Annotated in this window: 12 protein-coding genes; 8 read left to right on the forward strand and 4 right to left on the reverse strand. The window is 62.2% G+C overall.

Features of this window, described 5'->3' with window-relative positions:
* Positions 1-190 precede the first annotated feature (190 nt).
* Positions 191-1,009: a hypothetical protein gene (locus tag HMPREF3009_RS10975; protein ID WP_070681909.1), complete on the forward strand. Its 819-nt coding sequence runs from the start codon at positions 191-193 to the stop codon at positions 1,007-1,009.
* Positions 1,010-1,231: 222 nt separating this feature from the next.
* Here the strand turns inward: HMPREF3009_RS10975 and purH are convergent, their stop codons facing one another.
* Genes purH through HMPREF3009_RS10990 form a run of 3 tightly spaced genes read right to left on the reverse strand, consistent with a single transcriptional unit; the run spans position 1,232 to position 5,113 of the window.
* On the reverse strand, positions 1,232-2,764 hold the full coding sequence (gene purH, locus HMPREF3009_RS10980) for a bifunctional phosphoribosylaminoimidazolecarboxamide formyltransferase/IMP cyclohydrolase (RefSeq protein ID WP_070681912.1): 1,533 nt from the start codon (positions 2,762-2,764) through the stop codon (positions 1,232-1,234).
* Between the two features lie 41 nt (positions 2,765-2,805).
* Positions 2,806-3,411 carry a phosphoribosylglycinamide formyltransferase gene (purN, locus tag HMPREF3009_RS10985; RefSeq protein WP_046646976.1) on the reverse strand — a complete coding sequence of 202 codons (606 nt, stop codon included), beginning with the start codon at positions 3,409-3,411 and terminating at the stop codon, positions 2,806-2,808.
* Between the two features lie 40 nt (positions 3,412-3,451).
* The gene (locus HMPREF3009_RS10990; RefSeq protein ID WP_232761100.1) at positions 3,452-5,113 is read right to left on the reverse strand and encodes a cell division protein PerM; all 1,662 of its coding nucleotides are present in this window, start codon (positions 5,111-5,113) and stop codon (positions 3,452-3,454) included.
* Positions 5,114-5,481: 368 nt separating this feature from the next.
* Here HMPREF3009_RS10990 and HMPREF3009_RS10995 point away from each other — a divergent pair, with 368 nt between their 5' ends.
* The 5 genes from HMPREF3009_RS10995 (at position 5,482) to HMPREF3009_RS11015 (ending at position 11,525) form a co-directional block, all read left to right on the forward strand.
* On the forward strand, positions 5,482-6,234 hold the full coding sequence (locus HMPREF3009_RS10995) for a M23 family metallopeptidase (protein WP_046646979.1): 753 nt from the start codon (positions 5,482-5,484) through the stop codon (positions 6,232-6,234).
* 188 nt (positions 6,235-6,422) lie between these two features.
* Complete coding sequence (locus HMPREF3009_RS11000) at positions 6,423-6,965, forward strand: PadR family transcriptional regulator (protein ID WP_070681943.1); 543 nt, start codon at positions 6,423-6,425, stop codon at positions 6,963-6,965.
* Positions 6,962-7,678 (forward strand): ABC transporter ATP-binding protein, encoded by a 717-nt coding sequence (locus tag HMPREF3009_RS11005; protein WP_070681917.1) that lies wholly within the window; start codon positions 6,962-6,964, stop codon positions 7,676-7,678. Before HMPREF3009_RS11000 ends, HMPREF3009_RS11005 begins: the two co-directional genes overlap by 4 nt.
* Before the next feature lies 1 nt (position 7,679).
* A complete protein-coding gene (locus HMPREF3009_RS11010; protein WP_070681920.1) occupies positions 7,680-10,370 on the forward strand; it encodes an FtsX-like permease family protein in 2,691 nt (896 codons plus the stop codon).
* 399 nt (positions 10,371-10,769) lie between these two features.
* The gene (locus tag HMPREF3009_RS11015) at positions 10,770-11,525 is read left to right on the forward strand and encodes a M23 family metallopeptidase (RefSeq protein WP_046646982.1); all 756 of its coding nucleotides are present in this window, start codon (positions 10,770-10,772) and stop codon (positions 11,523-11,525) included.
* 4 nt (positions 11,526-11,529) lie between these two features.
* On the opposite strand, the gene pcrA is transcribed toward HMPREF3009_RS11015, so the two are convergent.
* Positions 11,530-14,037 (reverse strand): DNA helicase PcrA, encoded by a 2,508-nt coding sequence (pcrA, locus tag HMPREF3009_RS11020; protein ID WP_070681923.1) that lies wholly within the window; start codon positions 14,035-14,037, stop codon positions 11,530-11,532.
* 112 nt (positions 14,038-14,149) lie between these two features.
* Between pcrA and HMPREF3009_RS11025 the strand changes: the two genes are divergently transcribed.
* Together HMPREF3009_RS11025 and HMPREF3009_RS11030 are read left to right on the forward strand one after the other, a co-directional pair.
* Positions 14,150-14,512, forward strand: a complete 363-nt coding sequence (locus tag HMPREF3009_RS11025) for a chorismate mutase (protein ID WP_070681946.1) — start codon at positions 14,150-14,152, stop codon at positions 14,510-14,512.
* Between the two features lie 67 nt (positions 14,513-14,579).
* Positions 14,580-15,446, forward strand: an 867-nt coding sequence (locus HMPREF3009_RS11030; RefSeq protein WP_070681926.1) for a trypsin-like serine protease, incomplete at its 3' end; no start/stop codon positions are given.

The raw sequence follows: 15,446 nt of genomic DNA on the forward strand, positions 1-15,446 counted from the left end.
CCTGTGGGCACGTTTCTATCTTTACTATCTTTACACAGCCGCACTGGTGACGGTGGCGTTCGTACGCGGTGGGGAGTACTCCCACGGGAGTGTCCCTCACACCACACAGACGGTGTCACAGAGTTTAAATTATTAGAGGTACCTCTTTGCTCCACCTTCCTGCGCACGGAAAGGCTGTTATTCTCCCGCCATGACTTTTCCTACCGGCCCTTCGGGCACGCCGCCGCATAACTCCGGCCCTTCCGGCTTCGGTTCCCCCGGGTTTGGCCGCCCCGGCGGTTCTCCCGTTCCACCCGGCCAGCCACAGGCTCGCCCGAGTGGCTTTGGCAACACACCGCCGTTTGGTGGGCAGCCCACTGGCACCCCGGCGCAGCCTTCCTTCGGTGGTGGCGCGCCCACGCCACCGCCCCAACCCCAGCCGTCCCAGTACTCCGCGCCTGCTCCTCCACAAGGCAAGGGACGATTCAGCGGCGCTATTGCGGCGCTGATCTCCCTATTCATCGTGCTGGCTGTGGTCCTCGGTGTGGGCGCGTGGTTTATCTGGGGCCGCGAATCCTCCGACGATTCGCAGACCGGTGCCTCCTCTGAGCCGACGACGACCGCCTCGCTCGCGGGAGCTCCAATCACCACGGCCGGGCGTATCGATACCGACTTGGAAGCAGGCGGCGTAGTCATTGCCCGCACGTTCTTCCCGGATTCCTATGTCTCGCAGTCCGGTAGCACCAACATCGCTGACGTGCAGCTGAGCGAAGGACACAGCCAACTTATCGCTGTCTTTGGATTTAGCGATGACCGCGCAAATACGAACGTTGCCAGTGCCACCGTTACCGTCAACGGCGCTGACGGTGCTGAGCTGGCCTCCTTCGAGGTTCCAGCAGAGGAAGCTCTCGAAATGCCCATCAACATCGCAGATCACCAGGATCTGCGCTTTACTTTTACGTATAAGGACGCCAGCGGCAATCCCGCGGACAACACTGGCTTCGCGGTGGCTTCGCTCCACGCGCAGTAGCGCGCACCGCCGGGTCATCACGCCGTGGCGCCGAAGCTGCCCTTGTTGCCAAAGTTATTGCCTCTGACCGCGTGGCGGCGCATAACTTCGTCGTTTAGGGCAGTTGTTGTCCTCGAGGGAAAAGCTTCCGTGCATGCGAAAGCCGCCTCCCCTTCCCGCGCAGTGGTGCGCAGGAATGAAGGAAGCGGCTGTGTGCTGCCCATGGCAGCGCCTTTGCCAGGCTTAGTGGAAGAAGTGGCGAGTGCCGGTGAAGTACATGGTCACGCCAGCCTTCTTGGCGGCCTCGATGACCTCTTCATCGCGGATGGAGCCGCCCGGCTGAACCACGGCCTTGACGCCGGCGTCGAGGAGAACCTCCAGGCCATCGGCAAACGGGAAGAAAGCATCGGAAGCAGCGAAGGAGCCCTCGGTGCGGTTGGCACCGTCGGCCAGCGTGTTAGCACGCTCCACCGCGAGCTTGGCGGAATCGACGCGGTTGACCTGGCCCATGCCCACGCCCACGGTGGCGTTGTCCTTGGCCAGCAAGATGGCGTTGGACTTCACCGCACGAACGGCGCGCCAAGCGAACTCCAGCTGCGCCAGGTCGGACTCATTCAGAGCCTCACCAGCAGCCAGGGTCCAGTTGGCCGGGTTATCGCCCTCTGCCTGGTAGGTATCCGGCTCCTGGGTGAGCATGCCGCCGGAGATGAACTTAACTTCCTCCTTGGGCGCTTCATGCTCTGCCTGCAGCACGCGCAGGTTCTTCTTGGCCTTGAGGACCTCGATGGCGCCTTCCTCGTAGGACGGAGCCACAATAACCTCGGTGAAAATCTCCTTGACCTGCTCGGCCATCTCCACGGTGACCTCACGGTTCACAGCGATGACTCCGCCAAAGGCAGACATCGGGTCGCAGGCGTGAGCCGCGCGGTGAGCAGCCGCGATGGACTCCTCAGACACCGCGATGCCGCACGGGTTGGCGTGCTTGATGATGGCCACGCACGGGCGCTCGTGATCCCAGGCGGCGCGCCAGGCGGCGTCCGCATCCTGGTAGTTGTTGTAGCTCATCTCCTTGCCGTTGAACTGCTTCGCGTTGGCCAAACCAGTGGTACCGATGCGGGTCACGGTCGCGGACTGGTGAGAGTTCTCGCCGTAGCGCAGCGGGGTGGTCTCCTCGCCCTCGCTGAGCTGATCGACGAACCATGCGGACACCGCGGCGTCATAATCAGCGGTGTGCAGGAAGGCATCGCGGGCCAGACCGCGGCGCTGCTCCAAGGTAAAGCCGCCATTGGCCACAGCGTCAGCCACCTCGCCGTAGCGAGCCGGAACCACGACCACAGCAACAGACGGGTGGTTCTTGGCAGCCGCGCGCACCATGGACGGGCCACCGATATCGATCTGCTCCACGCAGCCATCAAAGTCCGCGCCGGAAGCCACCGTCTCACGGAAGGGGTACAGGTTCACCACGACGAGCTGGAACGGATCCACCTCCAGCTCCTCCAGCTGCTTCAGGTGGTCCTCCTTGCGGGTATCCGCCAGGATCCCCGCATGCACGCGCGGGTGCAAGGTCTTGACTCGACCCTCGAGGCACTCCGGGAAGCCGGTGAGCTTCTCGACGGGCGTGACCTCAATGCCCAAGTCCGCGATCTTCTTCGCGGTGGAACCGGTGGAAACGATCTCCACGCCGGCCTTATCCAGGGACCGAGCAAGGTCCTCCAAACCGGTCTTGTCGTACACGCTGATGAGTGCGCGCTTGATGTTCTTACGATCTTCGCTCATGGTACGGGGACTTAAGCCTTCCTTGCGGTAATGAGAGGTAGTTAGAGCTGAATACTGAGTTCCTCGCCCTTCACGCGCGTGGCGCGAAGGACGGCAACGATGAGTTCTCTTTCGACCACTTTGATGCGCTCGTGCAAGCTGGCCTCATCATCCCCCGGCAAGACCCGCACGGGCTCTTGGGCAATGATGGCGCCGGTATCGACGCCGGCATCTACGAAGTGGACGGTCGAGCCTGTGACCTTGGCGCCGTAGGCCAGCGCATCGCGCACGCCGTGCGCGCCTTTGAAGGCGGGCAAGAGCGCGGGGTGGGTATTGATGGTGCGACCTTCGAAGCGATCCAGAAAATCCTTCCCCAGGATCTTCATAAAACCTGCAGAAACAACAACGTCTGGTTGCGCAGAATCCACTGCGGCAACCAGACGCTTATTCCATTCGGTGCGGTCAGCACCCATCTCTACGACCTCGGTGGCGATTCCCGCCGCCTGCGCGCGCTCGATGCCTTGGCAGGGCACGTCCGCGACGACCTTCACGACGCCATAGCGCTCATCCTGGCCATCGAGGATGGCCTGGAGCAAGGAGCCGGTTCCAGAAACAAGTACCACGACGTTAAGGCGGGCAGAAGCAGCGGGCTGGTGCGGTGTAGTCACGCGCTACAGCCTAGCCGCTGCCGCCCTGAACCGGGGAATTTTACTCCTTTGAGGGGGCCTCGTCCTCTGCCTCAGACACATCTTCTTCCTCTGGTTCTGCCTCCTCGACTGGCTGCTCGTCGTCCCCCTCGGTCTCGTCCGATTCGACGACTTCGGCGTCAATCACCTCAGCATCCGCATCGCTGCCGACCTCAGGCTCGGCTTCAGGCTCGGCCTCGGCCTCGGGCTCGGGCTCGCTGTCCTCGTCCACGTCATCCTCGGGTTTAGTCTCGGTCTCGGTCGTGGATTCTGCGACAACGGCTGTGTCGGGGGCGTCGTCAAGCAAGGCAGAAACCGGCACAGCGTTCGCCGCGTTGACGGGTGTGTGCACGGCCTCTTCAGTCTCTGTGGGCGCTTCAGGGGCAGCCGCGCGGCGCGCACGCCACGCCGTCACTGCCTGTGCCGTTGCGAATGCACATCCCACGACTAGGCACCACAGACAGCTCAGACCCACTGCGGTCCATACCTCGGGACCGGTGTAGCCGTATACGCCCAGCGCGCCGGACACGCCGTACACAGCCACGAGTGCGGCTACCGCGGCGGTGACGGTGGCCACGAGCGCAACCTGGAAGGAGACCAGTGCGCGGCGACGGTAAAACGCCACCACCGCCGCAACGGCGGGAACAATCAGCAGGACAGCAGCCCAGGAACTAATCGACGGTGGAACTGCGGCAGCCAACGGCAGCGGTGGAAGCGGAACCACGTGGCCGCTAAAGAGGCTCACGCTGGTGCCTTCACCGATGTGTAGCTCCGAACCGCTCAGCACCGCTCCCGCAGCAACGGCAGCGTTCGGGAGGTAGAGAACGCTCAGCAGGAAAAGACCGGCGGTTCCCAATGCATTAAGGACTGGATACTCGGCGAGCATCTCTGATTGACGCGTCCAACCGACTCCCCACAAGACCACCGCGAGAATGAAACCAGCAGCAAAAAGGTATCCGAGGTAGCTCAAGCCTATCTGGGCGGCATCGACGAACACGCGGGGGACCCCGCTGCGCTTGGCCAGGGCCTTCCACAGGCGTGGGCCCATTCCACCAATGAGGGCGACCGCATGCAATAACAACATACGGGGAAGCACACGGTACAGCTCCGGAGGGGAAACATCGTAGACCTTGCCAGCGTCCCACAGCATCAGCCATGCGATGACAGTAAGGGCTAAGGGAACCAGCAACACGCACACGCTCAAAACGATGAGGTCGTTAATGCTCGCCTTATCCTTAACCGCCGCCCGCACGCGCCGCCCCACCAGCCAGGCTAGGAGCAGCGCAGGCAGAACCGGGATAAAGCCCACGTCAATACCGCCCGCGCGAATAGGCGCAAGGTTAAAGACCATCCATGCTTCCCCGACGATGGTGGGCAGCCATGCCGACGGGGAACTTGTCAGAAGCAGTGCCGCGATAGCGACCACGAGAATGCCCAGCACGACGACGAGGTTCGGAACGCCAACGACGATGAGCATGCGGCGGATACGCCCGCGGAGCGTGGTCGGGGCCTGCGCGCGGCGGGCGCGAGCCTTGTCGGACTCGACCCCTTTGATGCGCTGCGCTGGATCTCGACGATCTCTGCGGTGCCCGCGCTCAGAGTGCTCAGCACTATCACCGCGCCCACGCACGTGCGCGCGTGGACGAGCTGACGACCTGGACTGGGGACTCGTGTTCTTATTCATCGGCGTCCACTTTGCCACGGCCCCCTCCCCCACCGGGGGTGGCGCGGCGAGGTAAGCGCTAAATGGTGCGGGACACCCCCGAAGGAAAACTTCACGAGTGCGCACTACTCATGCCGACCACGGAAAGCCCCGGCGACTCCACGGAGATTGATTCACTTCATTCACAGGAATCAGCTGTCGTTTCATTATGTGCGGCTCTTCCCAGATATCCAGAAGAAAAACCGCAATCTGGCTTGCTCTGCATTCGCCGAGACGCTACTGTTACATCTCGTTGGTAACAGGAAGGTCACAATCGGATAACCACCCAGATTGAAACGTAACGTTTGCTCTGGGCGGGCGATAGTGAATTGAGGACGGAAGAAGAGTTCATGCGAAGCAAGACTCAGCGAAGCGTAGGACGCCACCGCAAAATCACCACCGCACAGACCGCGAAGGGACGTCTGGCAGTGATGACTGTTGCGGCAGGCGCTGTATCCACCGCAGGCGTTGGCGGCGCAGCAGCAGGTACTATCCAATCCGCTGGCGCCGGGGAAACCAAGGCACAGTCCGTCGACTACACCCTGCAGGCAGATACCGATCCGCTGAAGAACGCGCAGGCTGCCGTCGAAGACGCAGCCCCGCAGATCCTCGCCATCGCCGAGTCCAAGCCGGTCGCCGACTTGGCTACGCAGCTCGACAAGGCCATCCAGGCCGCCGATGCCCGCGCCGCCGCTGATGAAGCTAACCGCGCGCCGACCATCGCCCGCCCCGCAGAGGGCACTTTCACCTCCGGCTTCGGCCCCCGCTGGGGCTCCTTCCACTCCGGCATTGACATCGCAAATGCCGTGGGCACCCCCATCCTCGCCGTTATGGGCGGCACCGTCATCGACTCCGGCCCGGCATCCGGCTATGGCCAGTGGATCCGCATCAAGCACGATGACGGCTCCATGAGCGTCTACGGCCACATGCAGACTCTCGACGTCGCCGTGGGCGAGCGCGTCCACGCTGGCCAGAAGATCGCCGGCATGGGCTCCCTGGGCTTTTCCACCGGTTCTCACCTGCACTTCGAAATTCACCCCACCGGCGAGGGCGCCGTGGACCCGATTCCGTGGCTCGCAGAGCGCGGCATCAACATCAGCTAAGCCACGCTTTTAAAGCCTTCCTCCAGCGCTAAGGCGGTATAGGGCACTGTTGCCCTATACCGCCTTGTGCATTCCCCCACCTTCCCCCCCCGCCTGCCCCAACCGTTGACCGGACAGAAAGTTACCCAGTAACTTACTGGGTATGTACCGAAAGATTTCCTCCCTTGCCCTCCGCCAAGGAGGTGACCATGTCCGTCAAACATTCCGTGCTTGCGCTGCTGAGTGAAGAGCCCGCTACTGCCAGCCACATCAAAAACCGCTTTGCCGAGACCTTCGACAACCTCTGGCCGCTCAACATGGGCCAAGTCGCCCAAACTTTGAGCCGCTTGGAGCGCGATGGCCTCATCGCCACCGACGGTGAGCTCACCGGCCCCACCGGGCGGCGTGCCACCAGCTACGCCATCACCCCCGCTGGCCGCGAGGAACTCTCACAGTGGTGGATGTCCACCTTGCATAACGACGCCATCGAGCGCGATGAGCTCGTGCTCAAAGTATCGCTTGCTGCACGACGCTCCGACGTCGACGTCATTGCCGTCCTCGACGCCCAACGCTTCGCCACCGTCCGCCAACTGCGCGAGCTCAACCGTCAGGCCTCTGAGTTGCCTGCGGAACGCAGCGCCCAGCGTTTGGCCGTCGAGCGCCAAATCTTCGACCTGGAATCTCTCTCACGCTGGCTCGACCGCGTGGAATCCCTAACCAATCCAACCACCACCGAGGAGGACCCGCGATGACCCCCAACTCCGCGCCCACGACCCAGCACATGCCGTTTCCTCTCGAGCTCGAAAACATTACCTGCGTCTTCGGCAGCGGTGCCCGCCAGGTAACTGCCTTGGATTCCGTGAACTTGCAGCTGCAGCCGGGCGAACTGGTAGCCGTCATGGGCCCTTCTGGTTCCGGCAAGTCCACCTTGCTCAACGTCGCGGGCTTGCTGCAGCCGCCAACATCAGGGCGCGTGCTTCTCGACGGCGCCGACGCCTCCCAGCTCTCCAAAGCTAAAGCGGCCATCGCCCGCCGCCGCCACTTGGGACTGGTGTTTCAGCACTTCAACTTGGTCTCCTCCCTCACCGTGGGCGAGAACGTGTCCCTGCCCCTCGAACTGGACGGACTTTCGCCTGCGCAGTGCCGCGAGGCCGCAGAGGAAGCTCTCAGTGAGGTCGGCCTCGACGGCACCATCGACCGCTTCCCGGAAGAAATCTCCGGTGGCCAAGCCCAGCGCGTGGCCATTGCCCGCGCGCTCATCGGGCCACGCAAGGTGCTGCTTGCGGATGAGCCCACCGGCGCCTTGGATACCTCGACGGGCGAAGAGATCATGAAGGTCCTGCGCGCACGCATCGACGCCGGTGCCTCCGGCATTTTGGTTACCCACGAGCCGCGTTTCGCGGGCTGGGCCGACCGTGTCGTCATGGTTCGCGACGGGCGTTTGACCGGCGAGGAGGTGCATTAGTATGTCCGGCATTAATGCCGCCACCCGCCCGACGAGGCGCGACCTGTGGCGTCACCCGTGGCGCACGCTAGCCGCCGTTTTGCTCATCGCACTGCCAGTGGCACTCGTGATTGGAATGGCGCTCTTTGATAATTCCTCCGGTCGGCTCTCCGCGGCCTTGAGCTCACCCGAGCGGCAGATCAGCGCCGAGCGCTCGGACATTAGCAACGAAGACGTACCACGCTTGGCTGCCGAGGTGCTTCCTGAGGGCCTCAGCGTCAGCCCGGTCACCACTTTTTCTAGCACGTCACTAATCCATAATGGGAAGTCAACCAACTCCTGGGTAGATCAGTTCGACGCGGAGAATCCGCCAGAGCCGGCGCAGGAGGCCGTCGACAAGTTCAACCTTGGCCCCAACCAGGCAGTTCTATCGCGTTCGACCGCGCGCAAGATCGACGCCTCCGTGGGGGACGTTATCACCGTGCGCACCAACGCCCTCAGCAGTGACCACCAAGCCACAGTCGCGGCCATTGCTCCCGAAAACTATGATTTTGTCACCTCCCCCACCCTCAATGAGGCCCTCAGCGACCCTTCATTTGCGACACGCACCACCTGGGTCATCGTTGGCGATACACCGCTGACCAAGGAGGATGCCGACCGCGCCCGTGAAGCTGGGCTGGAAATCTGGGCAGCGGAGCTGCGAGATACGGACCGCCCCGATTCTGAGCCGGATTCCTTTGGCGGAACCCTGAGCAGTATTCTTTTCGTACTCTTCTTCGTCGGTCTCTACGCCATCGCCGGATTGCTCATCCTTTTCCTTCTCGCGCCCGTCTTCACGCTGGCTACCGGACGCAATACCCGGCTGTACGCGCTGATGTCGAGCCAGGGCGCACTACCACGCCACATCATGTTCGCGGTGATGGCTTATGGCTTGCTGATGGGGCTTATCGGCGCCACCATCGGCGTGGTTGTTGGACTCACGGCTTCGTGGGTGTGGTGGGCAGCCCGCTACCCGGACTTTGCTGCCCACCCGCCCTTCCTAGCTATTGGCCTTGCATGGATCGTGGCGGTGGCAGGCTGTGTCATTGTCTCCATCGTTCCCGCGTGGTTGGCGCAACGTGGTGCCCTATCCACCGCAATCCAGGGCGCTGCTCCCGACCGCCTCTTGCGCTTCCGGCGGTGGATGGCCATCGGCCCTGCATTCCTGCTTCTGCTCGTGCTATTCAGCTTCACCCCCTGGGGAAAGTACATCCCTACGGTGCTGGCTCTCTTCGGAGTCATCGCGGTTGCCGCGTCTGCCCCAGCCTTGGTCTTCCTGTGCTCCCTGTTATCTCGCCGCGGCCCACTCGCGTTGCGGCTGGCTGGACGCGGCCTGACCCGGCGCAGCATGCATGCCTTGCCGACGTCCATCGCTCTCGTTTCAGTTGCCTTCGTAGCCTCCCTGTTTGGTGTGGGCATCATGACGGATAGCGCAAAGACCACCGCCGAAGAAAAGCTCGTCATGCCGCCTACTTCTGCGCTGATTGAGGAGGCGACGTTTGAGCAACCAACGCAGGTGTCCACGCCGGAAGAACGCGCCGCGGTAGAGGCCATCTTGCGGACCACCACCGCCCGTACGTATCCCTTCTCTGCTTTCCCCTCGTGGACGACGTCCTACAGCCTTCCAGAGGATGGCACTTTTTACGAGCTCACCACCGAGTTTGATTACCAGTGCGAGCAGGTCGATCTCAGCAAGCCGGTTGAGAGGGCAGTGTTCGTGGATAATCAGGGGCGGCGCACCGATGAGTCCGAAGAGGCTCGCCAGGAGTGCGCCCACGAGTTGATGACATCGTTCCCCTATAACCCGCTGATCTATCAAAGCAGGATGGTTCAAACGGATTCTTCCCAGCTCAATCTGTGGCAGTTCGACTCAGAAGAAGATCGACGCGCAGCGGCACAAACGCTGGATGCTGGCGGCATCGTGCTTCCCCACAGCAGCCACGTCGGCGATAAGACTCATGGCACGGTGACCGTAAAATCCTATAACCGCATTGACAGCCAAGAACCGAGCGGGGCACAGGACGCGGATCTGCCGGTTGTAGAGGCACTACCCACCGCGGCCCGCGACGTGGTCTTGATTAGCCAGCAGGCAGCAGAAAAGCTGAACATGGAGCCCTTCTACGTGGGCCAAGCCCTCGCGTTCGACGAGCCACCGAGCGAGTCAGAGCGTGAGGAGCTACAAGACCTGACAGCGAGCGCCTCGCAATCGCAATACTCGCTAAGCTTCGCCGTCTCTACTCCCGGGAGCTTCCGCTACTACCTGGGCCTCGGAATGGGGATCGTCTGCCTCATCGTGCTCGCGCTCATCATTGCCAACGCAGCGAGCAGCATGCGCCAGGAAAGCACCGTGCTGCAATCCATCGGCGCCCACCCTTCGCTGATGTCCAAGGTGGCAGCATGGCAGACGTGGATGCTGGCCACCGTAAGCATGCTCTTTGGTGTGGTTGCCGGACATCTCGGCACGTACTTCTTTGCCGATAGCTCAGGATACGTTTTCTCGACGCCGCTCCATGGCTTGCGCCCGCAGGACTACTTCACCCCGGATTGGTGGCAATTCCTCGCTGTGCTCGTCGTGCCGCTGTTGGCTGCCGCCCTCGCGGCTGCGATCAACCGCAGCGACAAGACGGCCCCACTCACCGCGCGGGATCGCAGCGAATCACGTTCCCTGACTTAACAGCGCTGACCAAGTAGCAGCGCCCACAACCCCAGCGCTCTCGGCTGAAAGATTGGCCGGGAGCGCTGCACTTTTCACCCCCCAAATCTCACCCCCATTCTTTAAACCTCTACTTTACCCCTGTAACAATCTTCACTTCTTTCACATGCGCAACACGCTGGGCTGTTCGATAGTTTTTCGAACAATTCCTGGATTTACCTGCATTTTTAAGCGTTGCGCAGGGTGGTCCCGCGGGATAGTTTGTATCTCGTTGCCACACAGCCTCAGCACTCGGTTGCAACCGCACCGGCGTGTCGCGGGCTGCAAGGCGCACTGCGGCTGATACGGCCGCTCCCCTATTGCTCACAGGCTTCCGCCGCATACCCAGCGGGCCACAGCAGGACTTAAGGACGTGAAGTTATGAAGCGCACGCTCAGCGCACTCGCCGCCGTGGCGGTTAGCACCGCCACCGTGACGACCCCAGCGTTCGCCGCCGAACCGGCAGCAAGCGTGGACGTCTCCGACGGGTCCTCCAAGGACCCGTCCGCTGCCGACGTCGAAGTCAAGGAAGAATCCAAGGCCGACCTCTTCAAAGCCGTCTCGGGGCTGCTCATTTCGACAGCCGGTGCCCTCAACGGGGCATCCGTCCCAGAGGTCAACACCACGCAGGACGGCTTCGAGATCGTCCTCGATCCCTCCAGCATTCCTGGTCTCGCCGAGGCCTTCGCCCCGCAGGGCGATCACTCCGGCCTCACCCCTACTCGCGGCCAGGACGCGGACGGTAACACCGTGGTCTTTCCGACCTCCGGAACTTTCACCTCTGGCTTCGGCCCGCGGTGGGGTTCCTTCCACAACGGCATCGATGTGGCAAACCCCATTGGCACCCCCATCTACGCTGTCATGGACGGCGAGGTCATTTCCTCCGGCGCTGCCCAAGGCTTTGGCAACTGGATCCGCATCCAGCACGACGATGGCACCATCACCGTCTATGGCCACATGCCCAGCGACCAGCTGCTGGTCGACGTCGGCGACCGCGTCGAGGCCGGCGACCAAATCTCCGTCATCGGCAACGAGGGCCACTCCACCGGCCCGCACCTGCACTTCGAGGTTCACCCGGGCGGCGGCGCGGCCGTCGATCCGGTGGACTGGTTCAGCGAGCGCGGCATCCTCATCTAAAGCATCAGAGCTTTTCCATCGGCACTCCGCCGATGAGCATGAGGCGAACCTTGCCCGCTGAACCGAAGTCCACGGTGACCGTCGCCCGCGCGCCGGTCCCGGAGGCCTCGATGACCGTGCCCAGCCCGTATTTCGCGTGGTTGACGCGGTCCCCCACAACTAAATTGAGATGGTTATTCTTCGGCATCGACGTTGCCGAGGCCGGCTTGCGCGAGCGCTGCGAAGGGGAAGACGCAGCGCTCCGCGAGCCATAGCCGCCTCCACGGAAGAACCCGCTATCCGAGCCAAAGGTTCGCCCGTATTGGTAGGAATCATCTCCGCCCCACGCGCCAGACAGCGAGCTGTCTGGTTCTTCACGGCGCCAGTCGATGAGGTCCTCTGGGACCTCGGCGAGGAAGCGGCTGGCCGGGTTCGTCACCGGGTTACCCCAGGACGAACGAAGAATCGCGCGCGTGAGGTAGAGCTGTTCCCGAGCACGCGTAATACCCACGTAGGCAAGGCGGCGTTCTTCGCTCAGCTCCTTCGGGTCACCCAGGGAGCGCATGTGCGGGAACTGTCCGTCCTCCCAGCCAGTGAGGAAGACGACGGGGAATTCAAGGCCCTTCGCAGTGTGCAGCGTCATCAGCGTGACCACTCCGGATTCGTGGTCCGGAATCTGGTCCGCATCCGCCACGAGCGAGACCTTCTCAAGGAACGCCTGAAGCGAGCCCGGCGCGGCTTCACCTTCTGCTAGCTCGGGTGCTTCTTCTGCATCCGCACCCATGAATGCCATCTCATTAGCAGCCTCAGAGCTGAACTCGCGGGCCACCGAGACCAACTCGTTGAGGTTATCCAGGCGCGCACCATCCTGCGGATCGTTGGAGTTCTCGAGCTCCGCGCGGTAGCCGGTGGCGTCAAGAAGCGCGTTGAGCAACTCCCCCAAATCCGGCTGGCCCGTCACCTCATTGACCATGCCCGGGATCTGCGCTCGTACGCCCTCCATCATCTCGTTGAATTTGGTTACGGCATTCACTGCCCGCGTGCCGAGTCCGGCTACCTTGCCCTCCGCCGCATCACGGAGAGCAGCACCAAAGCTCACGCCAAGGTTCTCCGCGTGCAGGGCGATCTGCGCCTGCGCTTTATCACCAATAGCGCGCTTCGGCACGTTGATGATGCGGCGCAAGCTCACCGTGTCATCCGGATTATCCATGATGCGCAAGTAGGCCACCATGTCCCGGATCTCGCGACGCTCGTAGAAGCGCGTGCCACCGACCACCTTGTACGGGATGCCCGAGCGCACGAAAATATCCTCCAACGCGCGCGAGGCATTGTTGGTACGGTACATCACCGCAATATCCGAATAAGCCGTGCCCTTATCCGCCAAGGAATCAATTTCCGAGGCGATATACCGCGCCTCATCGTGCTCGTTATCCGCCACATAGCCGACGATCTGTTCGCCCTGGCCGTGGGCGGTCCACAGGTTCTTCTCGCGGCGGCCCTCATTCTTCGCAATGACCGCGTTCGCCGCGTTCAGAATGGTCTGCGTCGAACGGTAGTTTTGCTCCAGCAAAATCGTGTGCGCCTGCGGGTAATCCCGCTCGAACTCCTGAATGTTCCTGATGGTGGCTCCGCGGAAGGCATAAATCGACTGATCCGAATCACCCACCACGCACAGTTCCGGAGCATCCGGCGACAGCTCGCCCCTGCCCACCAAAGCCGAGACCAATGCATACTGCGCGTGGTTGGTGTCCTGGTATTCGTCGATAAGCACGTGCTTAAAGCGGCGACGATAAAACTCCACCACCTGCGGGTGCTGATTAAAGATGCGCACTACTTCCCCGATGAGGTCATCGAAGTCCACCGCGTTCGCCGCGCGCAGGCGGCGCTGGTATTCCTCGAACACGCTCGCCACGGTGAGCTCGAAAGGATTCTTCGTCCTCTCTGCCTCCGCGCGCGCCTGCTCGGGGGAGATGAGCTCGTTCTTGCGGTTGGAAATCTGATTAGCCAGAACACGCGCCGAATACTTCTTCAGATCCAGCTGCATGTCCTTCGCAATCATGGTGAGCAGCCGGCGGGCATCATCGCCGTCATAAATGGTGAAATTCGTGTTCAAGCCAGGCACCAGCTGGGCGTTATTGCGCAAGATGCGAACACAAATGGAGTGGAAGGTGGACACCCACATCCGCTCCGCTACGGGGCCGACAAGCTGGCCGACGCGCTCTTTCATCTCCGCGGCTGCCTTGTTGGTAAAGGTAATGGCGAGGATCTGCCAGGGGGCCACCCCGCGCTCCCGCATGAGGTACGCAATGCGGCGGGTCAACACGGCAGTCTTGCCCGAGCCCGCGCCGGCCACAATAAGCAGCGGCGAGCCCGAATGCGTCACGGCCTCTTCCTGCTGCGGATTTAAGCCCTCGAGCAACGGATCAGAGCCCTGACCGGAAGGGGCGTCGACGTTGCTCTCGGGCGCAGGAAACAGGCCGCCGGCGGAAGAATCAGAAGACGAACGGGGGACGAAAGGAGATTTGTTATTCATAATGCTCTCCAACCTACTAGCACCACCGGACATTGCCCCTCACCGCACTTCTGGTCGGCGTGAAAGCTGGTAATTCCCCTTTTCTCCCGGCGTGGTGGCACAATCTGATGTCATGAGCTCTTCACATCCTGGCAACGCAGACTCTGGCTTGAGGCCCGAACACCAAGACCCCAACGTCGTGGACAATGGGCTCGACATTCGCATGCCGTCGGGCACCGATGACCCGCTGAGTGATGCCGAGATTCAGCGCTACCGCGAAGAGATCAACCGCCTCGACCGCGTTATTCTCGACGCCATCAAGCGCCGCACCGACATTTCCCGCACCATTGGTAAGACGCGAATGAGCTCGGGCGGTACCCGTTTGGTGCATACCCGCGAAATCGCGATCCTCAACGAATTCCGCGACGAGCTCGGGGAGGAAGGCCCCGCCATCGCCTCCGCCCTCCTGCGCTTAGGGCGCGGCAAGCTCGGCTGATCAAACGCCGCACGGACCAGTCCCCAGCACTCGCGCCCTTAAACATACGGTGGGTTAGGCTCGCGCCATGCGCTTTTCCTCTCGCCTGGCTGCGATTCTCGCCGCGGCCACCGCTGCGTCCGTGTTATCCGCCTGCAGCACCTCTTCTTCCGCTGAGACCACCATTTCCCCCACGACGCTCGATCTTCCCGCCGTCAGCGACTCCGACCGCAGGCAGGGTTCCGCAGCATCCGGAACAACGCAAGGCTTCGAGGAGCCCCTCGACGGCGATGCGCTCTGGGATAACACCACCGAAATCCCTCAAGCGGAGCGACCGGAGCCCCGACGTAACCTGATAGCTCCTGAAGCTGCCGATTACTTCATGAGCCTGGGGGTGTTGACGCCGGGTGCGCCCATCTACAACGGCACAAACGGTGGCCGGTGCTCCACCGGTCATTTCGCTGGCGATGGGCAGCGCCTCTTTATCCTCACCGCCGGGCACTGCGGGGACACGGGCGACACCTTCTATTATGAGGATCAATCCGGCAGTACGGTAGAGATAGGCCAGATGGTAAAGAAGGCCCGCAACACCAACACCGATAGCATCAACTCGGCCGACATTGCACTGATCGAAGTGTCCAACCCAGCCGCCGAAGTATCTACCGCACCGGCCTTCAATGCGCCTTTGGCCGGTTGGATGAGCCTCGAGGATGTCACGCACAAGAAGCCCACGATGTGTTTTGCCGGTTCCGCGGGAGGCGCTGCCTGCGACGATTTCATTGACCGCTTCGAAAACCAAGGACTCTTCACCTTTGGCAGCGAGAGCGTACCCGGAGATAGCGGCGGTCCTGTCTACGCTTCCATCGACGGCAAACTGTACGCGGTAGGTGTCTTGTCCTTTGGCAACTACGATGATTACACCGGCCCCGTGGGGTTGCCCGCAAATCGTGGACAC

The sequence above is a fragment of the Corynebacterium sp. HMSC034H07 genome (genome assembly GCF_001815175.1).
In the GTDB taxonomy this organism is placed as follows: Bacteria; Actinomycetota; Actinomycetes; order Mycobacteriales; family Mycobacteriaceae; genus Corynebacterium; species Corynebacterium hiratae.

What these genes read in the sequence shown, in the direction of transcription:
- HMPREF3009_RS10975 (WP_070681909.1), top strand. Translation starts at nt 191, where the DNA reads ATGACTTTTCCTACCGGCCCTTCGGGCACGCCGCCGCATAACTCCGGC.
- purH (WP_070681912.1), bottom strand. Translation starts at nt 2,764, where the DNA reads ATGAGCGAAGATCGTAAGAACATCAAGCGCGCACTCATCAGCGTGTAC.
- HMPREF3009_RS10990 (WP_232761100.1), bottom strand. Translation starts at nt 5,113, where the DNA reads ATGAATAAGAACACGAGTCCCCAGTCCAGGTCGTCAGCTCGTCCACGC.
- HMPREF3009_RS10995 (WP_046646979.1), top strand. Translation starts at nt 5,482, where the DNA reads ATGCGAAGCAAGACTCAGCGAAGCGTAGGACGCCACCGCAAAATCACC.
- HMPREF3009_RS11000 (WP_070681943.1), top strand. Translation starts at nt 6,423, where the DNA reads ATGTCCGTCAAACATTCCGTGCTTGCGCTGCTGAGTGAAGAGCCCGCT.
- HMPREF3009_RS11005 (WP_070681917.1), top strand. Translation starts at nt 6,962, where the DNA reads ATGACCCCCAACTCCGCGCCCACGACCCAGCACATGCCGTTTCCTCTC.
- HMPREF3009_RS11010 (WP_070681920.1), top strand. Translation starts at nt 7,680, where the DNA reads ATGTCCGGCATTAATGCCGCCACCCGCCCGACGAGGCGCGACCTGTGG.
- HMPREF3009_RS11015 (WP_046646982.1), top strand. Translation starts at nt 10,770, where the DNA reads ATGAAGCGCACGCTCAGCGCACTCGCCGCCGTGGCGGTTAGCACCGCC.
- pcrA (WP_070681923.1), bottom strand. Translation starts at nt 14,037, where the DNA reads ATGAATAACAAATCTCCTTTCGTCCCCCGTTCGTCTTCTGATTCTTCC.
- HMPREF3009_RS11025 (WP_070681946.1), top strand. Translation starts at nt 14,150, where the DNA reads ATGAGCTCTTCACATCCTGGCAACGCAGACTCTGGCTTGAGGCCCGAA.